The sequence below is a fragment of the Rudaea sp. 3F27F6 genome (assembly GCF_005503555.1).
In the GTDB taxonomy this organism is placed as follows: domain Bacteria; phylum Pseudomonadota; class Gammaproteobacteria; order Xanthomonadales; family Rhodanobacteraceae; genus Rudaea.
Genome location: NZ_SCNG01000001.1, coordinates 1,221,138 through 1,238,685, shown reverse-complemented (window position 1 = coordinate 1,238,685; position 17,548 = coordinate 1,221,138). Strand labels below are relative to the sequence as shown.

Below are 17,548 nucleotides of genomic sequence, written 5' to 3'. Positions count from 1 at the left end.
TCTTTCGCTCTTATCCGTGGCAAAAAAATGCTCTTCAAGCCGCCAGATCGGAATTCGATCGCCCAGTAGCACGTCGCGTGCGCACAGCCTGTGCAAGCCGGTCGAGCGTGCGCACCGTCGCGTCCCAGTCGATGCAGCCGTCGGTGATGCTCTGGCCGTAGCGCAGCGCGCGGCCGTCGACGAGATCCTGGCGTCCGCCGACCAGATGGCTTTCGATCATCACACCGATGATGCGCCGTTCGCCCGCTTCGATCTGTAGCGCGATATCGTCGACGACCTTCGGCTGGTTGTCCGGATTCTTCGACGAATTCGCGTGGCTCGCGTCGATCATCACGCGCGCGCCGAGACCGGATTTGGCAATTGCGCTGCATGCCGCGTCGACGCTCGCCGCGTCGTAGTTCGGCGTCTTGCCGCCGCGCAGGATCACGTGGCAGTCGCGGTTGCCGCGCGTCGCCGCGATCGCGGTGCGGCCTTCCTTGGTCACCGCCATGAAATGATGCGGGCTCGCCGCGGACAGCACCGCGTCGACCGCGATCTTCACATTGCCGTCGGTGCCGTTCTTGAATCCGACCGGGCAGGACAGGCCGGAAGCGAGTTCGCGGTGCACCTGGCTCTCGGTCGTGCGCGCGCCGATCGCGCCCCAGGCGACGAGGTCGGCGATGTACTGCGGCGTGATCATGTCGAGGAATTCGCAGCCGGCCGGCAGGCCGAGCGCATTGATGTCGCGCAGCAGGCCGCGCGCGAGGCGCAGGCCCTTGTCGATGCGGAAGCTGCCGTCGAGATCGGGATCGTTGATCAGGCCCTTCCAGCCGACCGTGGTGCGCGGTTTCTCAAAATAGACGCGCATGACGATTTCGAGCTCGCCGGCGTGGCGTTCGCGCTCCTTGCGCAGGCGCTGCGCATACTCGATCGCCGCCGCGGTGTCGTGAATCGAACACGGCCCGACGACGACGACGAGGCGGTCGCTGCTGCCGTCGAGGGAGGCATGCACGGCCGCGCGCGCGGAGGCGACGGTTTCCTCGCTGCGCGCGTCGAGCGGGAATTCGCCGATCACCTGCGCGGGCGTCGACAGTTCCTTGAGTTCGGCGATGCGCAGATCGTCGGTGTGGTGGCTGGTCATGATGAAAACCTCTGGCTGGTAGGGGAATCAGGGTAAAAACAACGCATAAAAAAACCGCCGGGCGGGCCGGCGGTTTTTTGAGGGTATTCGTTTTGCGAAATCTTCAGATCGATCGCGCCCCTTCCTCCGCCGACGGCTTGGGAATGTCGTAATACCAAAAAAAGTAGCCGCGACGGATGGAGGTCATGGGCATACAGATATCACATCGATCCGCGCGCGACAAGCGGCCGTTGACCGCAGGTTTCTGCAGCGGGCGCCCGTCCAGCGCAAATATTGCGCGGACGCCGGGCCGCGCTCCGGCGCCGGCGATTCACTCCGCCGTCCACTCGGCCAGCTTCTCCACGGTGTTCATATTGCGTGCCGTGCCTGCCTTGGCGGCGCCGATTTTCAGCTTCGACTGCGCCATGCCGGCGGGGTAGTGTACGTAGATTTCGCGTGCGCCGAGCGCGACGGCTTCGGTTTGCCGGCCGCTCACGGTCGCCAGCGTATTCGCCGGCGGTGCCGCGTCGAGGAAGATGGCGAGCGTGCGGTTTGCTGCCGTGGTTTTGAACGGATTGGCCGCGAGCACCGCGGCCAGTTCTGCGCCGGTGCGTACCAGCACGCCGACCGGTTTGCCGGCGTAGGCTTCCAGGCAACGCTCCAGCTTGGCCTTGACTGCTGATTCGCCGAGCCGGCTCTTGAATACGACGTTGCCGCTGGCGATATAGGTGCGCGCATCGGCAAAGCCGATCGACTCGCACATCGCGCGCAGGTCGGCCATCGGCAGCTTGCCGGTACCGCCGACGTTCACGGCGCGCAGCAGGGCGGCGTAAGTGGGCACGCAGCGATTCCGTGCGAGCGCGTCGCGCTCAGTCGAGTTCGATGCCGGCGAGGCGCTTGAGCGCTTCGGCGTACTTCGCCGAGGTGCCGTCGATCACCGCGCGCGGCAGCGCCGGACCGGGCGCGGTCTTGTTCCAGTCCAGCGTTTCCAGGTAGTCGCGCACGAACTGCTTGTCGTAGCTTGGCGGACTGATGCCGACGCGGTATTCGTCGGCCGGCCAGAAGCGCGAGGAATCGGGCGTCAGCATCTCGTCCATGACATAGAGCTTGCCGTCCGCGTCGGTGCCGAACTCGAACTTGGTGTCGGCGATCAGGATGCCGCGCGACGCGGCGAACTCGGCGGCAAAAGTATAAATTTTCAAGGTCGCGTCGCGCACCTGCTCGGCGAGGTCGGCGCCGATCGTCGCCACGACTTGGTCGAAGCCGATGTTCTCGTCGTGGTCGCCGATCGCGGCTTTGGTCGACGGAGTGAAGATCGGCGCGGCAAGTTTCTCGGCCTGGCGCAGTCCGGCCGGCAACTTGATGCCGCATAGCGAGCCGCTCGCGTGGTAGTCCTTCCAGCCGGAGCCGATCAGGTAGCCGCGCGCGATCGCCTCGACCGGCACCGGCTTGAGGCGCTTGGTCACCACGCTGCGCTTTGCATAGAGACTCGCATCGGTGCCGGGCGGCAGCACCGCGGCGACGCTCTTGCCGGTCAGGTGATTCGGCACGAGGTGCGCGGTTTTCGCGAACCAGAAATTGGAAATCTGGCAGAGCATCTCGCCCTTGCCCGGAATCGGGTCGGGCAGGATCACATCGAACGCGGAGAGCCGGTCGCTCGCCACGATCAGCAGTTCCTGCGCTGGCAGGGCGTAGACGTCGCGCACCTTGCCGCGATGGATCAGATCGAGGCCGGGCAGGTGGGATTGCGAAAGCGTAGTGGGCACGGCGACCTCGATATGCGGAGCGAAGGCGCGCATTGTAGGGCCTGTGGTCCCGTCCCGAGTAGGCCGCGGCCGATAGGCGCGGTTCAGCCGCGCGCGCCGCGTTCGGCTAGAATTCGCGCTCCGAAAGTGCGGCAACGATCGATGACACTCCCTTTTTTCGTTCCTGAGCCGGCGCGCGCCAGCGACGGCATGTGGATGCGCGCATGAATATCTGGGGCAAGCTGATCGGCCTCGCGATCGGCATCGGCGTATTCCACAACCCGGTCGCGATCCTCGTCTGCATCGCGCTCGGGCACATCTTCGACCGCAGCGTCGGCAGCTTCGGCGCGCCGATCGATTCGGCGCCGCTGTCCTTCGTCGCGCCGCTGTTCGGCCTGGCCGGCGCGATCGCGAAATCGGACGGGCGCGTTTCCGAGGCCGAAATCGCCGCGACCGAGAACCTGATGCTGCGCCTGCAGCTTTCCGCCGATCTGCGCAACGCGGCGATCGGCCAGTTCAACGCGGGCAAGCAACCGAACTATTCGACGACCAGCGCGATCGTGCAACTGCGCGCGTGGTCGCGTGGGCGCCGCGACCGCTCCTTCATCCTGATCGACCTGCTGCTCGACATCGTCTGCGCCGACGGTCCGCTTGCGCCGGCCAAGCTCGCCCTGGTGCGCAAGCTCTGCGCGGCGCTCGGCGTCGACGAGCGCCAGCTTATCGGCATCGCGGTGATGAAGGGCTATGCCTATGTCGCGCCCGACAACTGGGAAGAATACGTGCGCGCGCAGCGCGGCGAGCGCACGCGCGGCACGGCGTCGGGCGACAGGGGTGGCAAGGATCCCTACACCGTGCTCGGCGTCGGCAGCGCGGCGAGTGATGCCGAGATCAAGCGCGCCTATCGCAAACTCATGAGCCAGCATCACCCGGACAAACTCGGCAACGTGCCCGACGAACTCAAGCGCCGCGCCGAAGAGCGCGCGCGCGACATCAATGCGGCCTACGAGCAGATCCGCAGCGAACGCGGCATGAAATGACCGCGATGCGCGACTGAGCGCTGCAGATTCGCGACGGCCATCGCGCTATCCTTTGCCGAATCCCGAATCCCGAATCCCGAATCCCGAATCCCGAATCCCGGCTCATGAAACAATCTCCCGTCATCGCCCCTTCGATTCTTTCCGCGAACTTCGCCAAGCTCGGCGAGGAAGTCGACGCTGTGCTCGCCGCAGGCGCGCAGTGGGTGCACTTCGACGTGATGGACAACCACTATGTGCCGAACCTGACGATCGGCCCGCTGGTCTGCGAGGCGCTGCGCAAGCACGGTGTGACCGCGCCGATCGACGTGCATCTGATGGTCAAGCCGGTCGATCGCATCGTGCCCGACTTCGCCAAGGCCGGCGCGAGCCACATCAGTTTTCATCCCGAAGCGAGCGAGCATATCGACCGCACGATCGGCCTGATCCACGATTCGGGCTGCACCGCCGGTCTCGTATTCAATCCGGCCACGCCGCTGTCTTATCTCGACTACGTGATGGACAAGATCGACTTGATCCTGCTGATGAGCGTCAATCCGGGCTTCGGCGGCCAGAGCTTCATTCCGTCCGCGCTCGGCAAGCTGCGCGAAGTGCGCGAGCGCATCGACCGCAGCGGCCGCGCGATCCGTCTCGAGATCGACGGCGGCGTCAAAGCGGACAACATCGGCGACATCGCGCGCGCCGGCGCTGATACCTTCGTCGCCGGCTCGGCAATCTTCGGCCACAAGGACTACCGCGACATCGTTGCGAAGATGCTGCACGCGGTGGCTTGATCTGCGCGAGCGGAAGAGCGTTTGCCACGGATTAACACGGATAAAAAGCCAAAACTGCGGATAGAGCATTTGAATGATCTGCTCTATCCGTGTCTTTCCGTGCAAATCCGTGGCAAACGCTCTTGATCTTCAGAAGCGCAGCAGTTCAAAACCCGTTCGCCTTGAGCGTAGGCCCAAAGGGCCGGAGTCGAAAGGCGCCTGGGGTGGCGCTTCGACTTCGTTCGCTGCGCGAGCTACGCTCAGCGCGAACGGAATTTTTGAAATTTCAAACTGAGACACTGCCCGACCCGCCAGGCAGGTCGCCCGTTCGCGAAGCCGCTTACCGAAACACGACCGTGCGATGGCCGTTGAGCAGGATGCGGTGCTCGACGTGCCAACGCACGGCGCGCGCGAGCACGAGCGACTCGATGTCGCTGCCCATGCGTACGAGGTCGCGCGGCGTCGCGCCATGATCGACGCGGGCGACGTCCTGCTCGATGATCGGGCCTTCGTCGAGATCGCGCGTGACGTAGTGCGCCGTCGCGCCGATCACCTTCACCCCGCGCTGGTGCGCCTGATGATACGGCTTGGCGCCCTTGAAGCTCGGCAGAAAGCTGTGGTGGATATTGATCGCGCGCCCGGCGAACGCGTCGCAGAGCTGCGGCGAAAGAATCTGCATGTAGCGCGCAAGGACGACCAGATCGATGCGCTCGCTCGCGACGAGTCCGGCGATCGCGGTTTCCTGCGCCTCGCGCGTCGCACCGTTGACCGGCAGATGATGAAACGGTACGCGATACGACGCGGCGAGTTCGGCGAAGTCGTCGTGATTGGACGCGACCGCGGCGATGTCCACCGGCAACTGGCCGCTGCGCACGCGAAACAGCAGGTCGTTGAGGCAATGGCCCTGCTTGCTGACCAGGATCAGCAGGCGCGCGCGCTTGCGCGCGTCGCGGATCTGCCAGTCCATGCCGAACTCGCGCGCAAGTTCGCCGAAGCGGGCTTCGAGCGCGGCCATGTCCGACGCGGCGGCCACGTCGAAATGAATGCGCAGGAAGAAGCGCCGCGTTTCTTCGTCGCCGAACTGTTGCGCGTCGAGAATATTGCACGCCGACTCGAACAGCAGTCCGCTGACGCGATAGACGATGCCGGTGCGATCCGGGCAGGACAAGGTGAGGATGTAGTCGTGGCGCATGGGTAGGCGCGGCGCGGAAGGATTGGGCATTCTAGTGCGTCGCGGTGGATGGCAGCGAGCGGTCCCGGCAGCGGGTGGCGTCTCGGTTTGAGATTTCCGATCTCCGTTCGCGCTGAGCGTAGCTCGCGTAGCGAGCGAAGTCGAAGCGCCACTTCCAGCGCCTTTCGACTCCGGCCCTTCGGGCCTACGCTCAAGGCGAACGGATCTCAGACTGAAACCTTATCCGGCCGCGTGCGCTTCGATGCGGTGAGCGGGAGCGGGACGTAGACATCCTCGCGGCGCCATCGCTCAGACGCGCCGCGCAATCCCATGCGCACGCTATGGCGCAGCCGGCGCGGGCAGCAGCTTGATCGATTCCTGGTACTGGCGCGAATTCTTGAGCAGGCTCATATAGCGAATCGTGCCCCGCTCTTTGGCGGCGAAGGCGGTGCCGTCGATGCCGCCGCGAGCCCCGCAATAGACATTGCAGCCGTGGTCGGGGTCGATAAGTGCGGCGCCTTCGGCATCGAGACGAAGCTGCATGCGGCAGGTGCGATTCTGCAGCCCATCCTTGACGCCGCTGGGATCGTTGAACACGAACGTGCCTGTCTGCATGTAGCTTGCGAGCCCGTACAAGGCGCAGGTATGCCCGTTGTAGAACTCGAGATGCGTGCGGAAGTAGACCGTATCGGGCGAGACCTTTACGACTTCCAGGATGTTTTCCGAGGTGAATGTCGAACCGTCGACCAAGCCGTTCGGGAAGCGTCGTTTGTACACTCCCGCGTAAGCGTCGATAAGCGCTTCGGCTCGCCCGGCGTCGCCTTTCGCGGCCAGTTGCACTTCCAGTGCATCGTGAGCGCTCCGGGCCGCATCCGTTTCGTGCGAATAATTAACCACCAGTCGCTCGAATCCCGATTTCAGGCAGGATTCGATCTGCTGCGAGCGGTTGCACGTGTCCAGAAGCGTTTCGCGGTCGGTCGGCAACCTGCGTGACAGCGAATGGTTCGAGGCATCGTGGCTGAGTTCGGCGTAAGTGTTGCTCAGTTCGTTCAAGCGTTTTTCTTGCGCCTGCAAATCTGTGTTGAGACACCAGGATCGGCGTGATGCACGCTGATCCGCGAAGCAGTCCGCGACCGCCTGCTGCGGATAGGAGGCATTGGTACGAAATGGATGGGTTTCCGGCACGATCACATCGTGGGCACAGAAGTAGCCGCATTCGTCTCCGCTCAAGGACGCGCGAATCTGCCGCAAGCTGTCCGTCGCATCCAGGGCGAGATCGATTCGGCAGTCGTGCGCGCTTCCATCGAATCCGCGGACGGCGACAGTTGCGGTCACGGGTGACGTTAGTCGCATTTCTTGTCCTGCGTTTTTGCCGACGAAACTGCAGCGGCCCCTATCGGATGCGGCTTCCAGCCGGAGCCGGCAGGTTCCGTCCGCCGGCGAGCAGGCGGAGATGGAAATGCTGCTGCCGGTCAGCGCGGGGTTTGTTCCGGGCGGCGACTGCCTCCATTGTCCCCATTCGCCCTGCCAGGATGGGGCGACCGGCTCTGTTCCGGCAAATGCATGTGCGCAGAACAACGTCATCCCGAGCCAGAAAGACGCACGCATGCAAACCCCCTGTTTTGAGTATCAGAACTGTAGCGCAGCGACCGCGCCGAGCACGAGCGCGAGTAGGGCGAAGACGACGCGGAACGGTTCGGTCTGGTGCAATTCGAGATTCGGTTCGGGGCGGCTGGTGTTCATGGCGGGCGGCTTTTTCGTCGAAGGATGCGGCCGGGGATGGCCGTGCGGTGATCTTCGCGTTCGCGCATGAACGCAATGTGCCCGATTGCGGCGCGTCTGCGATCAAATCTGGCGAAGCCGTGGCAAATGCGCCGGCGGCATTGCCGGGCGCGGGGCGCGTTGCGTAAGCTGCGCACACCTCATCATGCAGGACTTTCCACCATGGGCCGCCACATCGCCATCGTCGAAGACGAACCCGCGATCCGCGCGAACTATGTCGAAGCGCTCAACCGCTTCGGCTATACGACGCAGGGCTTCGCCACGCGCCCGGACGCGAGCCGCGCTTTCGCGCAGCGCCTGCCCGAGCTCGTCATCATCGACGTCGGCCTCGGCGACGAGCCCGAGGGCGGCTTCGAGCTGTGCCGCGAGCTGCGTGCGCAGTCGCCGACCCTGCCGATTCTGTTCCTGACCGCGCGCGATTCGGATTTCGACGTGATTTCCGGCCTGCGTCTCGGCGCCGACGATTACCTGACCAAGGACGTCAGCCTGCACCATCTCGCCGCGCGCATCAGCGCCCTGTTCCGCCGCGTCGATTCGCTGAACAAGCCAGCGTCAAAGGAAACCGTAGTCGAGCACGGACCGCTCAAACTCGAAGCCGAGCGCATGCGCGTGACCTGGAACAACGTCGAAGTGCCGTTGACGGTGACCGAGTTCTGGATGATCCACACCCTGGTCCGCTTCCCCGGTCACGTAAAGAACCGCGACCAGTTGATGCGCGAAGCGCAGGTCGTCGTCGACGATGCGACGATCACCTCGCACATCAAGCGCATCCGCAAAAAATTCCTCGCCATCGATGAGTCTTTCGATGCGATCGAGACGGTGCATGGCGCCGGGTATCGTTGGCGGCCGTAGAATTCTTCGTTAAGGAGAAATTTCTTTGCGCGATTCGTTTGGATGGCTCGTTGCGATAGCTTTTGTAATCGTTGGGTTTCTGAACTGGCGGAAGAATGGCTATTGGGTTCCGCGATTCGTGCATGTACTGGCTGCGCTTGCTTTGGTGCTCGGCATCCTGGTCGCTTTGACTCTCGATCCACAGATGTCGCCATTCAAGCGCTGGTCGATCGTCCCAGTGATGGTGTTGATGGTCTACTGGGCATTTCTCGTCTTTGGCAGCGGCATCGGCGTGCGTCAGCTCAATAAATTCTGGAGCATGCACGCGTCGATGGACATGAAAGATGTGGAATTTCTTCTAAGCAGCCAGTTCGGACCATACCGTTCGAAGTCAAGTGAAGAGCTCGCCGAATTGGGTGAGAAGTTCGAGCCGATAAAACTCGACGGACGCTCCGGAAAACACTACGAATTCAAGGTTCTGACCAACACGTTCATCGACAAGACGCGAGGCGCTTCTGTGGGTGTTGCTGGCCTGCTTGCGGAGATGCATGGTAAGTCAGGTTCGCCGTTGGCCTGTGCGACATTCGCAAAGACGATGTCCGGCATCGTGTTCGATGACGCACTCGCGGCGCCCTTGCGTCGCGCGTTTTGGCACTAGCCGGCTCGTTTGATGTCGCTGCGTTTCAAATTGTTGCTACTCGCCCTCTCCACGCTGGCCCTGCCGCTCGCGGGCTGGCTGATCGTGCGCCAGATGGAGGAGTTGCTGCGCCAGGGCCAGGAACAGACCCTGACCGCCTCGGCCAAGGCGCTTGCGCGCAGCCTGGCCGCGCTCAAGACCGTACTGCCGCCGGCGGGGCAGGCGTTCTACGTGCATCCGTGCGCGCAGGATATGCGCGTCGACGGCTATGCCGACGACTGGGCCGCGCTGATGCCGTTCGCGCAGAACATCGGTCCGGCCGACGATGCGCAGAAAGCCAAGCTGCTGCTGTGCGTGGACGGCGATTATCTGTACCTGCTCGCGGTCGTGCGCGACACCACGCGCACGCGTGCGGACGCGAACGACTCGAATGCGTTGTTGCGCGATCATCTGACCCTGAGTCTTGCCCACGACAACGATCTGCGCCGCTACCTGCTTGCCAGCGCCGCGCCGGGCCGGTTCGATGCGCGCGTGCTCGACGGCGAAGGCGAGTCGCTGCCGCAAGTGCTCAGCGCGGTCTGGCAGGAAGACGCGAACGGTTATCGCGTCGAGCTGCGCCTGCCGCGCACGCAGATGCCCGACTCGCTGACTCTCAACGAGTTCGACGCCGATTCGCCGAACAACGCGCACATCGAACTGCGGCCGCTGCTGCTGCGCTCGCCGAGCCTGTCCGAAGACCTCGCCCAGTTCGCGCCCGACGGTATGCGCGTGCGCGTGCTCAGCGCGGAAGGCTGGGTGATCGCCGAGTCCGGCCAGCTCGAAGCGCCGGCATCGAAGGCCACGGCACCGGCGCTGCGGCGCTGGTTCGAGAACCTGATCTACCGCAGCCTGATCGCGCCCGACATGACCCGCGCGCAGGATTTCGCGACCAACCTGCCGCGCCTGTCCTCGCCCGAGATCTGGCAGGCGCTGTCGGGCGTTGCTGCGACGGCCTGGCATCCCGCGCCGAGCCTCGCGGCGGCGGGCCAGAGTTCGGTCGTGCTCGCCGCGGCGGTGCCGTTGAAGGAGAACAACGAGGTGCGCGGCGCGCTGCTGCTCGAACAGTCGGGCGACGCGCTGCCGCTGCTGACCAACCGCGCGCTGCTGATTCTGATCGGCGCGAGCCTCGGCGCGCTGGTTTTCGCCGGCGCGATTCTGTTCGCGTTCGCCGGCGTGCTCGGCCTGCGCATCCGCCGCCTGCGCGACGCGGTCGAGCGCGCCCAGCACGCGCGCGGCAAACTCGACAATGCGCCGCTGCCGCTGATCGGCGCCAAGGACGAACTCGGCGACCTTGCGCGCAGCTTCTCGCACTTGCTCGACGAAGTCGCCGCTTACACGGATTATTTGCGCACCCTGGCGTCGAAGCTGTCGCACGAACTGCAGACGCCGCTCGCGATCGTCAAATCCTCGCTCGACAACCTCGACCAGCAGGCGGTGTCCACCGATGCGCGTACCTACCTCGTGCGCGCGCGCAGCGGCGCCGAGCGTCTCGGCGCGATCGTGCGCGCGATGAGCGAGGCGAGCCGCATGGAGCGCGCGATCGCCGGCGTCGATGCGGAAGAATTCGATCTCGCCGCGGTCGTGCGCGGCTGCGTCGATGCGTACCGGCCGCTGCTTGCGCCGCGCCGCGTCGAAGCCGACCTGCCGGCGGCGCGGCTCGTCATGCACGGTGCGCCCGAGCTGATCGCGCAGGCGCTCGACAAGCTGATCGACAACGCAAAGAGTTTCACCCCCGAGGACGGCTGGATCCGCATTGCGCTGCACGTGCACGGTGACGGTGCGATCGTCAGCGTCGCCAACCAGGGCCCGCCGCTGCCGAGCAGCATGGCCGACCGCCTGTTCGACTCGCTGGTCAGCGTGCGCCCGTCGAGCGCGCAGAAAGTCACGGTGGTCACCGGCGCGCCGGCCGAACCGCCGCACCTGGGTCTGGGTCTGTCGATCGTGCGCCTGATCGCCGAGCTGCATCACGGCAAGGCGCAGGCGAGCAATCTCGCCGACGGTTCCGGGGTGGAATTCGCCCTGGAACTGCGCGGCATGCCGCGGCGTTCGCTGGTAGGATGACGGCAGGCATACTGGTCCGCGACGATCTGCCGTTGTTCCTCGTCTCGGGTTAGGGACAACTTCTGCCGGGAGGTTCGCATGCGCAAGCTCAGCATCATCCGCAACGTCTTCGTGCTTCTGCTGCTCGGCCTGAGCCTCGGTGCGCAGGCACAGCCGAACAACATCTTCGCCATGGGCGGCGGCAACACCGATCCGCCGGGCAATTTCCTTCCCGGCAAATATTTCGAATACAAGGCGCAGTTCTATCTGAAAAAGAAGGACTACCGCGAGGCCCTGCGCCTGTTCGAGCTGGCCGGCTTCTGGGCCAACAAAGTGGCGCAGTACAACGCCGGGCTGATGTACTACAAGGGCATCGGTGTGCCGGTCGATCGCGCGCGCGGCACAGCCTGGCTCGGCATCGCGGCCGAGGCGTCGGGCGATCTGGCAATGACCTCGTTGCAGGCTGCCTACGCGAGCCTGAGCGAAAAGGAAAAGCGCGATGCCGGCGACATCTTCGCCGATCTCGAAGCGAAGTACGGCGACGACGTGGCCATACCGCGCGCGCTGGGCGTGTTCAGTCAGCAGGCGAAGGCCGTGACCGGTTCGCGCGTCGGCTTCAGCGGCAACGTTCTCGTGTACGAGACGGGGCAGGGGGCTGCGGGCGAGAACGGCGCGGAATATTTGCGCCGTCAAACCTCTTCGCGCAACGCGATGATCGAACGCATCACCGGGCGCGTGACCGTCGGCGACGTGGAGACGCTGAAAGTGCCCGAAGGCGCGGCCAAAGAGGCGTTCCCGCAGCCGAAGCAGAACTAGCGCTGCGCCGGCAGCGCGCGGCCGGTGGAGTCGATCTCCGCGCCGTGCGCTGCACCGGCGCCTGCGTTGCCGTTTCGCCGTCCTCGTGCCGCGTCGCCTTCTTCCTGATGGGCAAGCCGCACAAGGTCCTCGCTGCGTTCACAGACGCTGCGCCTGACCGGCCGCAACGACCGGCGCGCGTTGGCCCAATCCGCCGCATTACGAAAGCATGGAAGTAGAAGAATGATCGTCGAAAATCTGGACCGGCTCCTGCCCGCGGACGTGGCGCAATGCGATTTCTCTTTCGACGTGACGCGTGAGCTGGTGCCGCCGTACGACAACCCGTTCAAGCAGATCGTGCCGGTCGCTGCCTATCGCAAAACCTACGGATTCGCCGAGGAGGATTTCGCCGACGTCGGCCCCGACAGCATGCTTGCGGTTGCGCGCAGCGCCGGTCGCGTGGGCGGCTACATCCTCGTCTCCGAAAGCTGGAACCGCTATGCGTTGATCGACGACTTCGCCGTCGATCGCGGCGCGCGCGGCACCGGTGTCGGCATCCGTCTGATGGATCGCGCAGTCGAATGGGCTCGCCAGCGCGGGCTGCCCGGACTGAGGCTGGAGACGCAGTCGAACAACGTTCCCGCATGCCGCTTCTACAAGCGCTACGGTTTCGTCCTCGGCGGCTACGACAAGCAGCTTTACTCGGCGCTTGGCGATCGGCCGAACGAGGTCGCTCTGTTCTGGTATTTGTTCCTCTGAGCGTCGCATCCGGCCGCGGAATCGCTGCGTTTCGGCAACGCATCTCATCGCTGCCACCTTGTGCACCGCGTGCGCCGATTTGCCGCCGCGAAGAGCGTATCCATTGTGATGCGGCCCCGTCGCTTGCTATCTTCAGCAGCCTTTTCGCTCTCGCCGACCCGCCGTGATCTCCCCCGCTGAATTCGCCGCGCTCGCCGCGCAAGGCTACAACCGCATTCCGCTCGTGCGCGAGGTGCTGTCCGACCTCGACACGCCGCTGTCGGTGTACCTCAAACTCGCCGATGGGCCGTACGCCTATCTTTTCGAATCGGTCGAGGGCGGCGCGCGCTGGGGACGCTATTCGATCATCGGCCTGCCGGCGCGGCGCGTGATCCGCGTCGCTGGGCATCGCCTGACCATCACCGAGGAAGGCGAAACCGTCGACGACCGCGAGGTCGCCGACCCGCTCGCCGAGATCGCCGCGATCAAGGCGCAGTACAAGGTGCCGCGCATGGAGGGCCTGCCGAAATTCGCCGGCGGTCTGGTCGGCTACTTCGGCTACGAGTGCGCGAGCTACATCGAACGCCGCATCAAGGCGGACGCCAAGCCCGACCGGCTCGGCATGCCCGACATCTGCCTAATGCTCGCCGAAGAGCTGGCCGTGTTCGACAACCTCAAGGGCAAGCTCTATCTGATCGTCAACGCCGATCCCGCCGAGCCGCGCGCTTACGCGCGTGCGCAGCGCCGGCTCGATTCGCTCGTGCATCGCCTGCGCTCGACCAGCGCGGCCTATCCCGACAGCGTCGATCCGAAGGCGATCGACGAATCGCATTTTGTCTCGAGTTTCCCGAAAGAGGATTACCTCAAGGCGGTCGAGCGCGCGAAGGAATATGTCTACGCGGGCGACGTGTTCCAGGTGCAGATCAGCCAGCGCCTGTCGGTGCCGTTCCGCTCGCGTCCGCTCGACGTGTACCGCGCGCTGCGCGCGCTGAATCCGTCGCCGTACATGTACTACATCGATCTCGGCGGCGAGCAGATCATCGGCTCTTCGCCCGAAATCCTCGTGCGCGCGCAGGCCGGCCAGGCCGTGCTGCGCCCGATCGCCGGGACGCGCCGGCGCGGGCACACGCCCGAGGAAGACGTGGCGATGGAAGCCGAGTTGCTCGCCGATCCGAAAGAGCGCGCCGAGCATCTGATGCTGATCGACCTCGGCCGCAACGACATCGGCCGCATCGCCGAAACGGGCACGGTCGAACTGACCGCGAACATGGAGGTCGAACGCTACTCGCACGTGATGCACATCGTTTCCGAAGTGGTCGGCAAGCTCAAGCCTAGCTTGTCGTTCATGGATGTGTTCCGCGCGACGTTCCCCGCGGGCACGCTGACCGGCGCGCCGAAGGTGCGCGCAATGGAAGTGATCGCCGAACTCGAAACGGTCAAGCGCGGCGTCTACGGCGGCGCGATCGGCTACTGGAACTGGCACGACGAGGCCGATCTCGCGATCGCGATCCGCACGGCGATCGTGCAGAACGGCCAACTGCACGTGCAGGCGGCCGGCGGCGTCGTCGCCGATTCGGTGCCCGAGCTCGAATGGAAAGAAACGATGAACAAGTGCCGCGCGCTGTTCCGCGCGGTCGCAGAGGCGGTCGGCGGCCTGTAGCTGCGCCGCCGCGCGCTGCGGCATCTATTCGGGAATCTCGAAGATCACTCTGAGGCCGCTGCCGGCCGCGCCGTTCTCCGCGCGGATATGGCCGCCATGCAGGCCGACGATGCTGCGGCAGATGCTGAGGCCGAGGCCGCTGCTCTTGCCGTCGTCGTAGCCGGCGCCTTGCACGCGCACGAAGCGCTCGAAGATGCGTTCGAGTTCGGTCGGCGGCAAGCCGCGGCCCTGGTCGATGACGGCGACGCGCCAGACGCCGTCGGCGAGCGTCGACTGCAGTTCGATCAGGCCGTGCGCGGGCGAGGCCTTGATCGCGTTGCTGATCAGGTTGAGCAGCACCTGGCGTATCCACTTCGCGGCGAAGCGCACCGTGCCGGCGCCTTCGTGGTCGCAGCGGAAACGCAGGCCGCGGTGTTCGACGAGCACGCTTGCGTCGGGCGCGAAGCCGCGCAGGAACGCACTGGGGTCCTGCGCGACGAGATCGAGGCGCGTCACCTTCGCTTCGACGCGCGAAAGAAACAGCAACTGATCGATGATGTGATCGAGATGGCCGATCTCTTCGAGCAGAATCTGCAAGCCTTCTTCCTGTGCGGGCGCGAAACGGCCGTCGACAATGAGCTTTTCCGCGTGCAGGCGCGCGAGCGCGAGCGGCGTCTTCAGCTCGTGCGAGGCTTCGGCGGTGAAGCGGCGGATCTGGTTGAACGAGGTTTCGAGGCGATCGAACATCTCGTTGAGCAGGCGCGCGAGATCGGAGATTTCGTCGCGCACCTCGCCGACCGGCATGCGCTCGCCGAGATTGTCTGAGCCGATGCGGCGTGCGGTCTCGGCGATCGTACGCACCGGACGCAGGGCGAGCCGGCTCAGGCCGTAGCCGATCGCCATGCTCACCAGCAGCATGGCGAGAAGCAGCGCGGCGCAGACTTCGACGTAGTCGCGCATCGTCGCGTTGACCTGAGTCGACGGCGTGGCGATGACGATATCGAGCCCGTCGAGCACGACCTCGCCGACGCGCACCGGGCCGACGCCGTCGATCACCGTGTCGAAGATGCGTTCGCCGCGCACATCGGGAATCGCCACGCCGTTGAGGTTGTGCGAGTAGAACAGGATGTTGCTCGAAGTGTTGTGCACGTTGATGTAGAACAGCACCGAGGCTGATTCGGTGGTCTCGCGGATGCGCTGGTCGATCGCTTCGATGTCGAGCGAGGCGTAGTCGGGGCCGAGATGCGAACGGATCTGGCGCGCCTCGGCCTCATTGAGCAGGTCGAGGCCGTGGACGAGGCGGCTGCGCAGCAGCTCGTAGCCGACGACGAACAGGCAGGCAAGGGTGATCGTCGCGGCGAACGCGTACCACACCGCGAGACGCATGCCGATCGAATGGATCATGGTGCGCGCGCCGTCCGGTCCGCGTTCAGACGAGCTGGTAACCGACGCCGCGCACGGTCTTGAACAGCGGCTTGTCGAAACCGGGTTCGAGTTTGGCGCGCAGGCGGCTCATGTAGACGTCGAGCAGATTCGTGTCGATGTCGTAGTGCGAGGCCCAGATCTTCTCCGAGATCAGCGTGCGCGTGAGCGTGCGCCCCGGGTTGTGCATGAAGATTTCGAGCAGGGCGAACTCGCGGCTGGTCAGGTCGATCGGATCGGCGTTGATGCGCACGGTATGACTGAGCAGGTCGAGCTGGATGCCGCGGTATTCGAGCATGGTCTGTTTGACCGCGCCCTGGCGGCGGATCAGTGCGCGCACGCGCGCGAGCAGTTCTTCGAAGCTGAAAGGCTTCTGCAGATAATCGTCGGCGCCCTGGTCGAGGCCGGCGATGCGATCGTCGACCGTATCGCGCGCAGAAAGGATCAGCACCGGCTCGACGAAACCGCTTTGCCGCCACTCGCGCAACAGGGCGAGGCCGTCGCCGTCGGGCAGGCCGAGATCGAGGACGATGACGTCGTAATTGGTTTCGCACAGCGCGTCGCGCGCCTGCCTGCAGTTATGCACCCATTCCACCGTATAGGCACGTTCGGCGAGTCCCTGCTTGAGGAACTGGCCGAGGCGCGGCTGATCTTCGACGATCATGATCTTCATGGGCGGGGCGACTCGCTGGCGATGCCGGAGCGCCAATAAATCAGACTGCCCGCGCAGATGCGATACGCGCTGCAACACCAATCTGAATTCCCTTTAAGAATGGCTTCAGGGCGGCGAAAGGTTGCGCGGATAAGGTGCGCCGCAATCGCGCAGAAGCGCCGCCGCATCGGCTTTGAAGGCGGCGCCGCGCGGGTCCGAACAACGCGCCGGCCATGCAGCCGGGCCGATCAAGAACCGGGAGGACAGATGTTCCGCATTGCCAGTCTGCTCGCGACGCTCGCCGTCTTCGCCACCGCGCACGCGGGCGAAGCGCAGAAGAAAATCTACGCGCAGGAACTCGTCGACCGCGCCGCGGCGGCGCATCCGCAAGTCATCGCGATCGAGATGCACGTGACTCCGCCGAAGTCGGCCGCGAACATCGTGATCGCCGCGCGCAACGGCCATCTCGGCGAGAAGGCCGACCAGGAAGACCTCGACGTGATCGCCAGCGGCAAGGTCAGCGCGGCGCTGAACAAGGCCGGCGATCGCTACGAGGTCAACCAGCGCCTGCTCGACGCGTCGCGGCGCACGGTCGGTTCGCTCGGCATCGCGTTCGCCTACCACCGCGGCGACGATCAGGCCGCGCTGCGCAAGCAGGCCGAAGAAATCCGCGACCGCATCGCGCGGCGCATTTCGCACCTCGCGAACCTGATGGAGGACACGCCGGTCGACGCGTCGATTCCGACAAGCAGCTTCGCGCAGAAGCTCGTCGACGACATGCTCGACGCGAACAAGGATCTCGTCATCGTCGCCGTGCACGCGCCGGCGCCGAGCAACGCCAAGTACCCGATCATCGCCTCGAACATCGGCCGCATCGGCAAGGCGGCCGACGAAGACGACATGAGCGTGATCACCACCGGCGAGCCGCGCCTCGAAGTCAACGACAGCGGCGACCGCTTCGAATCCGAAGGCGTGCTGCGCGATGCGGGCGGCAAGGTGATCGGCGCGGTCGGCATCGTCTTTCCGTACAAGAAGGGCGACGACCAGCAGGCGCTGCACCGCCGCGCCGAAACCCTGCGCGGCTCGATGGCCGCGCGCATTACCGGCGTGGACCGGCTGCTGCAGCCGGCCGGCTGAGCCAACGCGCCGCCGACGAATACTCAAGGAGAAAT

Annotated in this window: 16 protein-coding genes; 9 read left to right on the top strand and 7 right to left on the bottom strand. The window is 65.0% G+C overall.

Features of this window, described 5'->3' with window-relative positions:
* Positions 1–34: 34 nt before the first annotated feature.
* The 3 genes from FFS30_RS05350 to FFS30_RS05340 all read right to left on the bottom strand — a co-directional run bounded on the left by FFS30_RS05350 (position 35) and on the right by FFS30_RS05340 (position 2,865).
* Positions 35–1,120, bottom strand: a complete 1,086-nt coding sequence (locus FFS30_RS05350) for a 3-deoxy-7-phosphoheptulonate synthase (protein ID WP_137912040.1) — start codon at positions 1,118–1,120, stop codon at positions 35–37.
* 310 nt (positions 1,121–1,430) lie between these two features.
* On the bottom strand, positions 1,431–1,940 hold the full coding sequence (locus tag FFS30_RS05345; RefSeq protein ID WP_137912039.1) for a DUF1697 domain-containing protein: 510 nt from the start codon (positions 1,938–1,940) through the stop codon (positions 1,431–1,433).
* A 28-nt stretch (positions 1,941–1,968) separates the two neighbouring features.
* Complete coding sequence (locus FFS30_RS05340; RefSeq protein WP_137912598.1) at positions 1,969–2,865, bottom strand: phosphoribosylaminoimidazolesuccinocarboxamide synthase; 897 nt, start codon at positions 2,863–2,865, stop codon at positions 1,969–1,971.
* Between the two features lie 203 nt (positions 2,866–3,068).
* On the opposite strand from FFS30_RS05340, the gene djlA reads away from it, so the two are divergent.
* Both djlA and rpe read left to right on the top strand, forming a co-directional pair.
* Positions 3,069–3,881, top strand: coding sequence for a co-chaperone DjlA (djlA, locus tag FFS30_RS05335; protein WP_137912038.1), 813 nt, complete (start codon positions 3,069–3,071; stop codon positions 3,879–3,881).
* 104 nt (positions 3,882–3,985) lie between these two features.
* Positions 3,986–4,651, top strand: coding sequence for a ribulose-phosphate 3-epimerase (gene rpe / locus FFS30_RS05330; RefSeq protein ID WP_137912037.1), 666 nt, complete (start codon positions 3,986–3,988; stop codon positions 4,649–4,651).
* Between the two features lie 319 nt (positions 4,652–4,970).
* Here rpe and purU read toward each other — a convergent pair whose 3' ends face one another.
* Together purU and FFS30_RS05320 are read right to left on the bottom strand one after the other, a co-directional pair.
* On the bottom strand, positions 4,971–5,822 hold the full coding sequence (purU, locus tag FFS30_RS05325) for a formyltetrahydrofolate deformylase (protein WP_137912597.1): 852 nt from the start codon (positions 5,820–5,822) through the stop codon (positions 4,971–4,973).
* Between the two features lie 318 nt (positions 5,823–6,140).
* Positions 6,141–7,409: a hypothetical protein gene (locus FFS30_RS05320; protein ID WP_137912036.1), complete on the bottom strand. Its 1,269-nt coding sequence runs from the start codon at positions 7,407–7,409 to the stop codon at positions 6,141–6,143.
* A 336-nt stretch (positions 7,410–7,745) separates the two neighbouring features.
* Between FFS30_RS05320 and pdsR the strand changes: the two genes are divergently transcribed.
* From pdsR to trpE, 6 genes are all read left to right on the top strand, one after another.
* On the top strand, positions 7,746–8,435 hold the full coding sequence (gene pdsR, locus FFS30_RS05315; protein ID WP_137912035.1) for a proteobacterial dedicated sortase system response regulator: 690 nt from the start codon (positions 7,746–7,748) through the stop codon (positions 8,433–8,435).
* 25 nt (positions 8,436–8,460) lie between these two features.
* Positions 8,461–9,072 carry a hypothetical protein gene (locus FFS30_RS05310; RefSeq protein WP_137912034.1) on the top strand — a complete coding sequence of 204 codons (612 nt, stop codon included), beginning with the start codon at positions 8,461–8,463 and terminating at the stop codon, positions 9,070–9,072.
* A gap of 12 nt (positions 9,073–9,084) precedes the next feature.
* The gene (locus FFS30_RS05305; protein WP_137912033.1) at positions 9,085–11,151 is read left to right on the top strand and encodes an ATP-binding protein; all 2,067 of its coding nucleotides are present in this window, start codon (positions 9,085–9,087) and stop codon (positions 11,149–11,151) included.
* Between the two features lie 78 nt (positions 11,152–11,229).
* On the top strand, positions 11,230–11,946 hold the full coding sequence (locus FFS30_RS05300) for a sel1 repeat family protein (protein WP_137912032.1): 717 nt from the start codon (positions 11,230–11,232) through the stop codon (positions 11,944–11,946).
* A gap of 222 nt (positions 11,947–12,168) precedes the next feature.
* Positions 12,169–12,684, top strand: a complete 516-nt coding sequence (locus FFS30_RS05295; RefSeq protein ID WP_137912031.1) for a GNAT family N-acetyltransferase — start codon at positions 12,169–12,171, stop codon at positions 12,682–12,684.
* Between the two features lie 163 nt (positions 12,685–12,847).
* The gene (gene trpE / locus FFS30_RS05290) at positions 12,848–14,323 is read left to right on the top strand and encodes an anthranilate synthase component I (protein ID WP_137912030.1); all 1,476 of its coding nucleotides are present in this window, start codon (positions 12,848–12,850) and stop codon (positions 14,321–14,323) included.
* Between the two features lie 24 nt (positions 14,324–14,347).
* Here the strand turns inward: trpE and FFS30_RS05285 are convergent, their stop codons facing one another.
* Positions 14,348–15,706, bottom strand: coding sequence for an ATP-binding protein (locus FFS30_RS05285; RefSeq protein ID WP_249352186.1), 1,359 nt, complete (start codon positions 15,704–15,706; stop codon positions 14,348–14,350).
* A gap of 25 nt (positions 15,707–15,731) precedes the next feature.
* Positions 15,732–16,397, bottom strand: coding sequence for a response regulator transcription factor (locus tag FFS30_RS05280; protein ID WP_137912029.1), 666 nt, complete (start codon positions 16,395–16,397; stop codon positions 15,732–15,734).
* A 246-nt stretch (positions 16,398–16,643) separates the two neighbouring features.
* Between FFS30_RS05280 and FFS30_RS05275 the strand changes: the two genes are divergently transcribed.
* On the top strand, positions 16,644–17,513 hold the full coding sequence (locus tag FFS30_RS05275; RefSeq protein ID WP_137912028.1) for a hypothetical protein: 870 nt from the start codon (positions 16,644–16,646) through the stop codon (positions 17,511–17,513).
* The last annotated feature ends 35 nt before the right edge of the window (positions 17,514–17,548 follow it).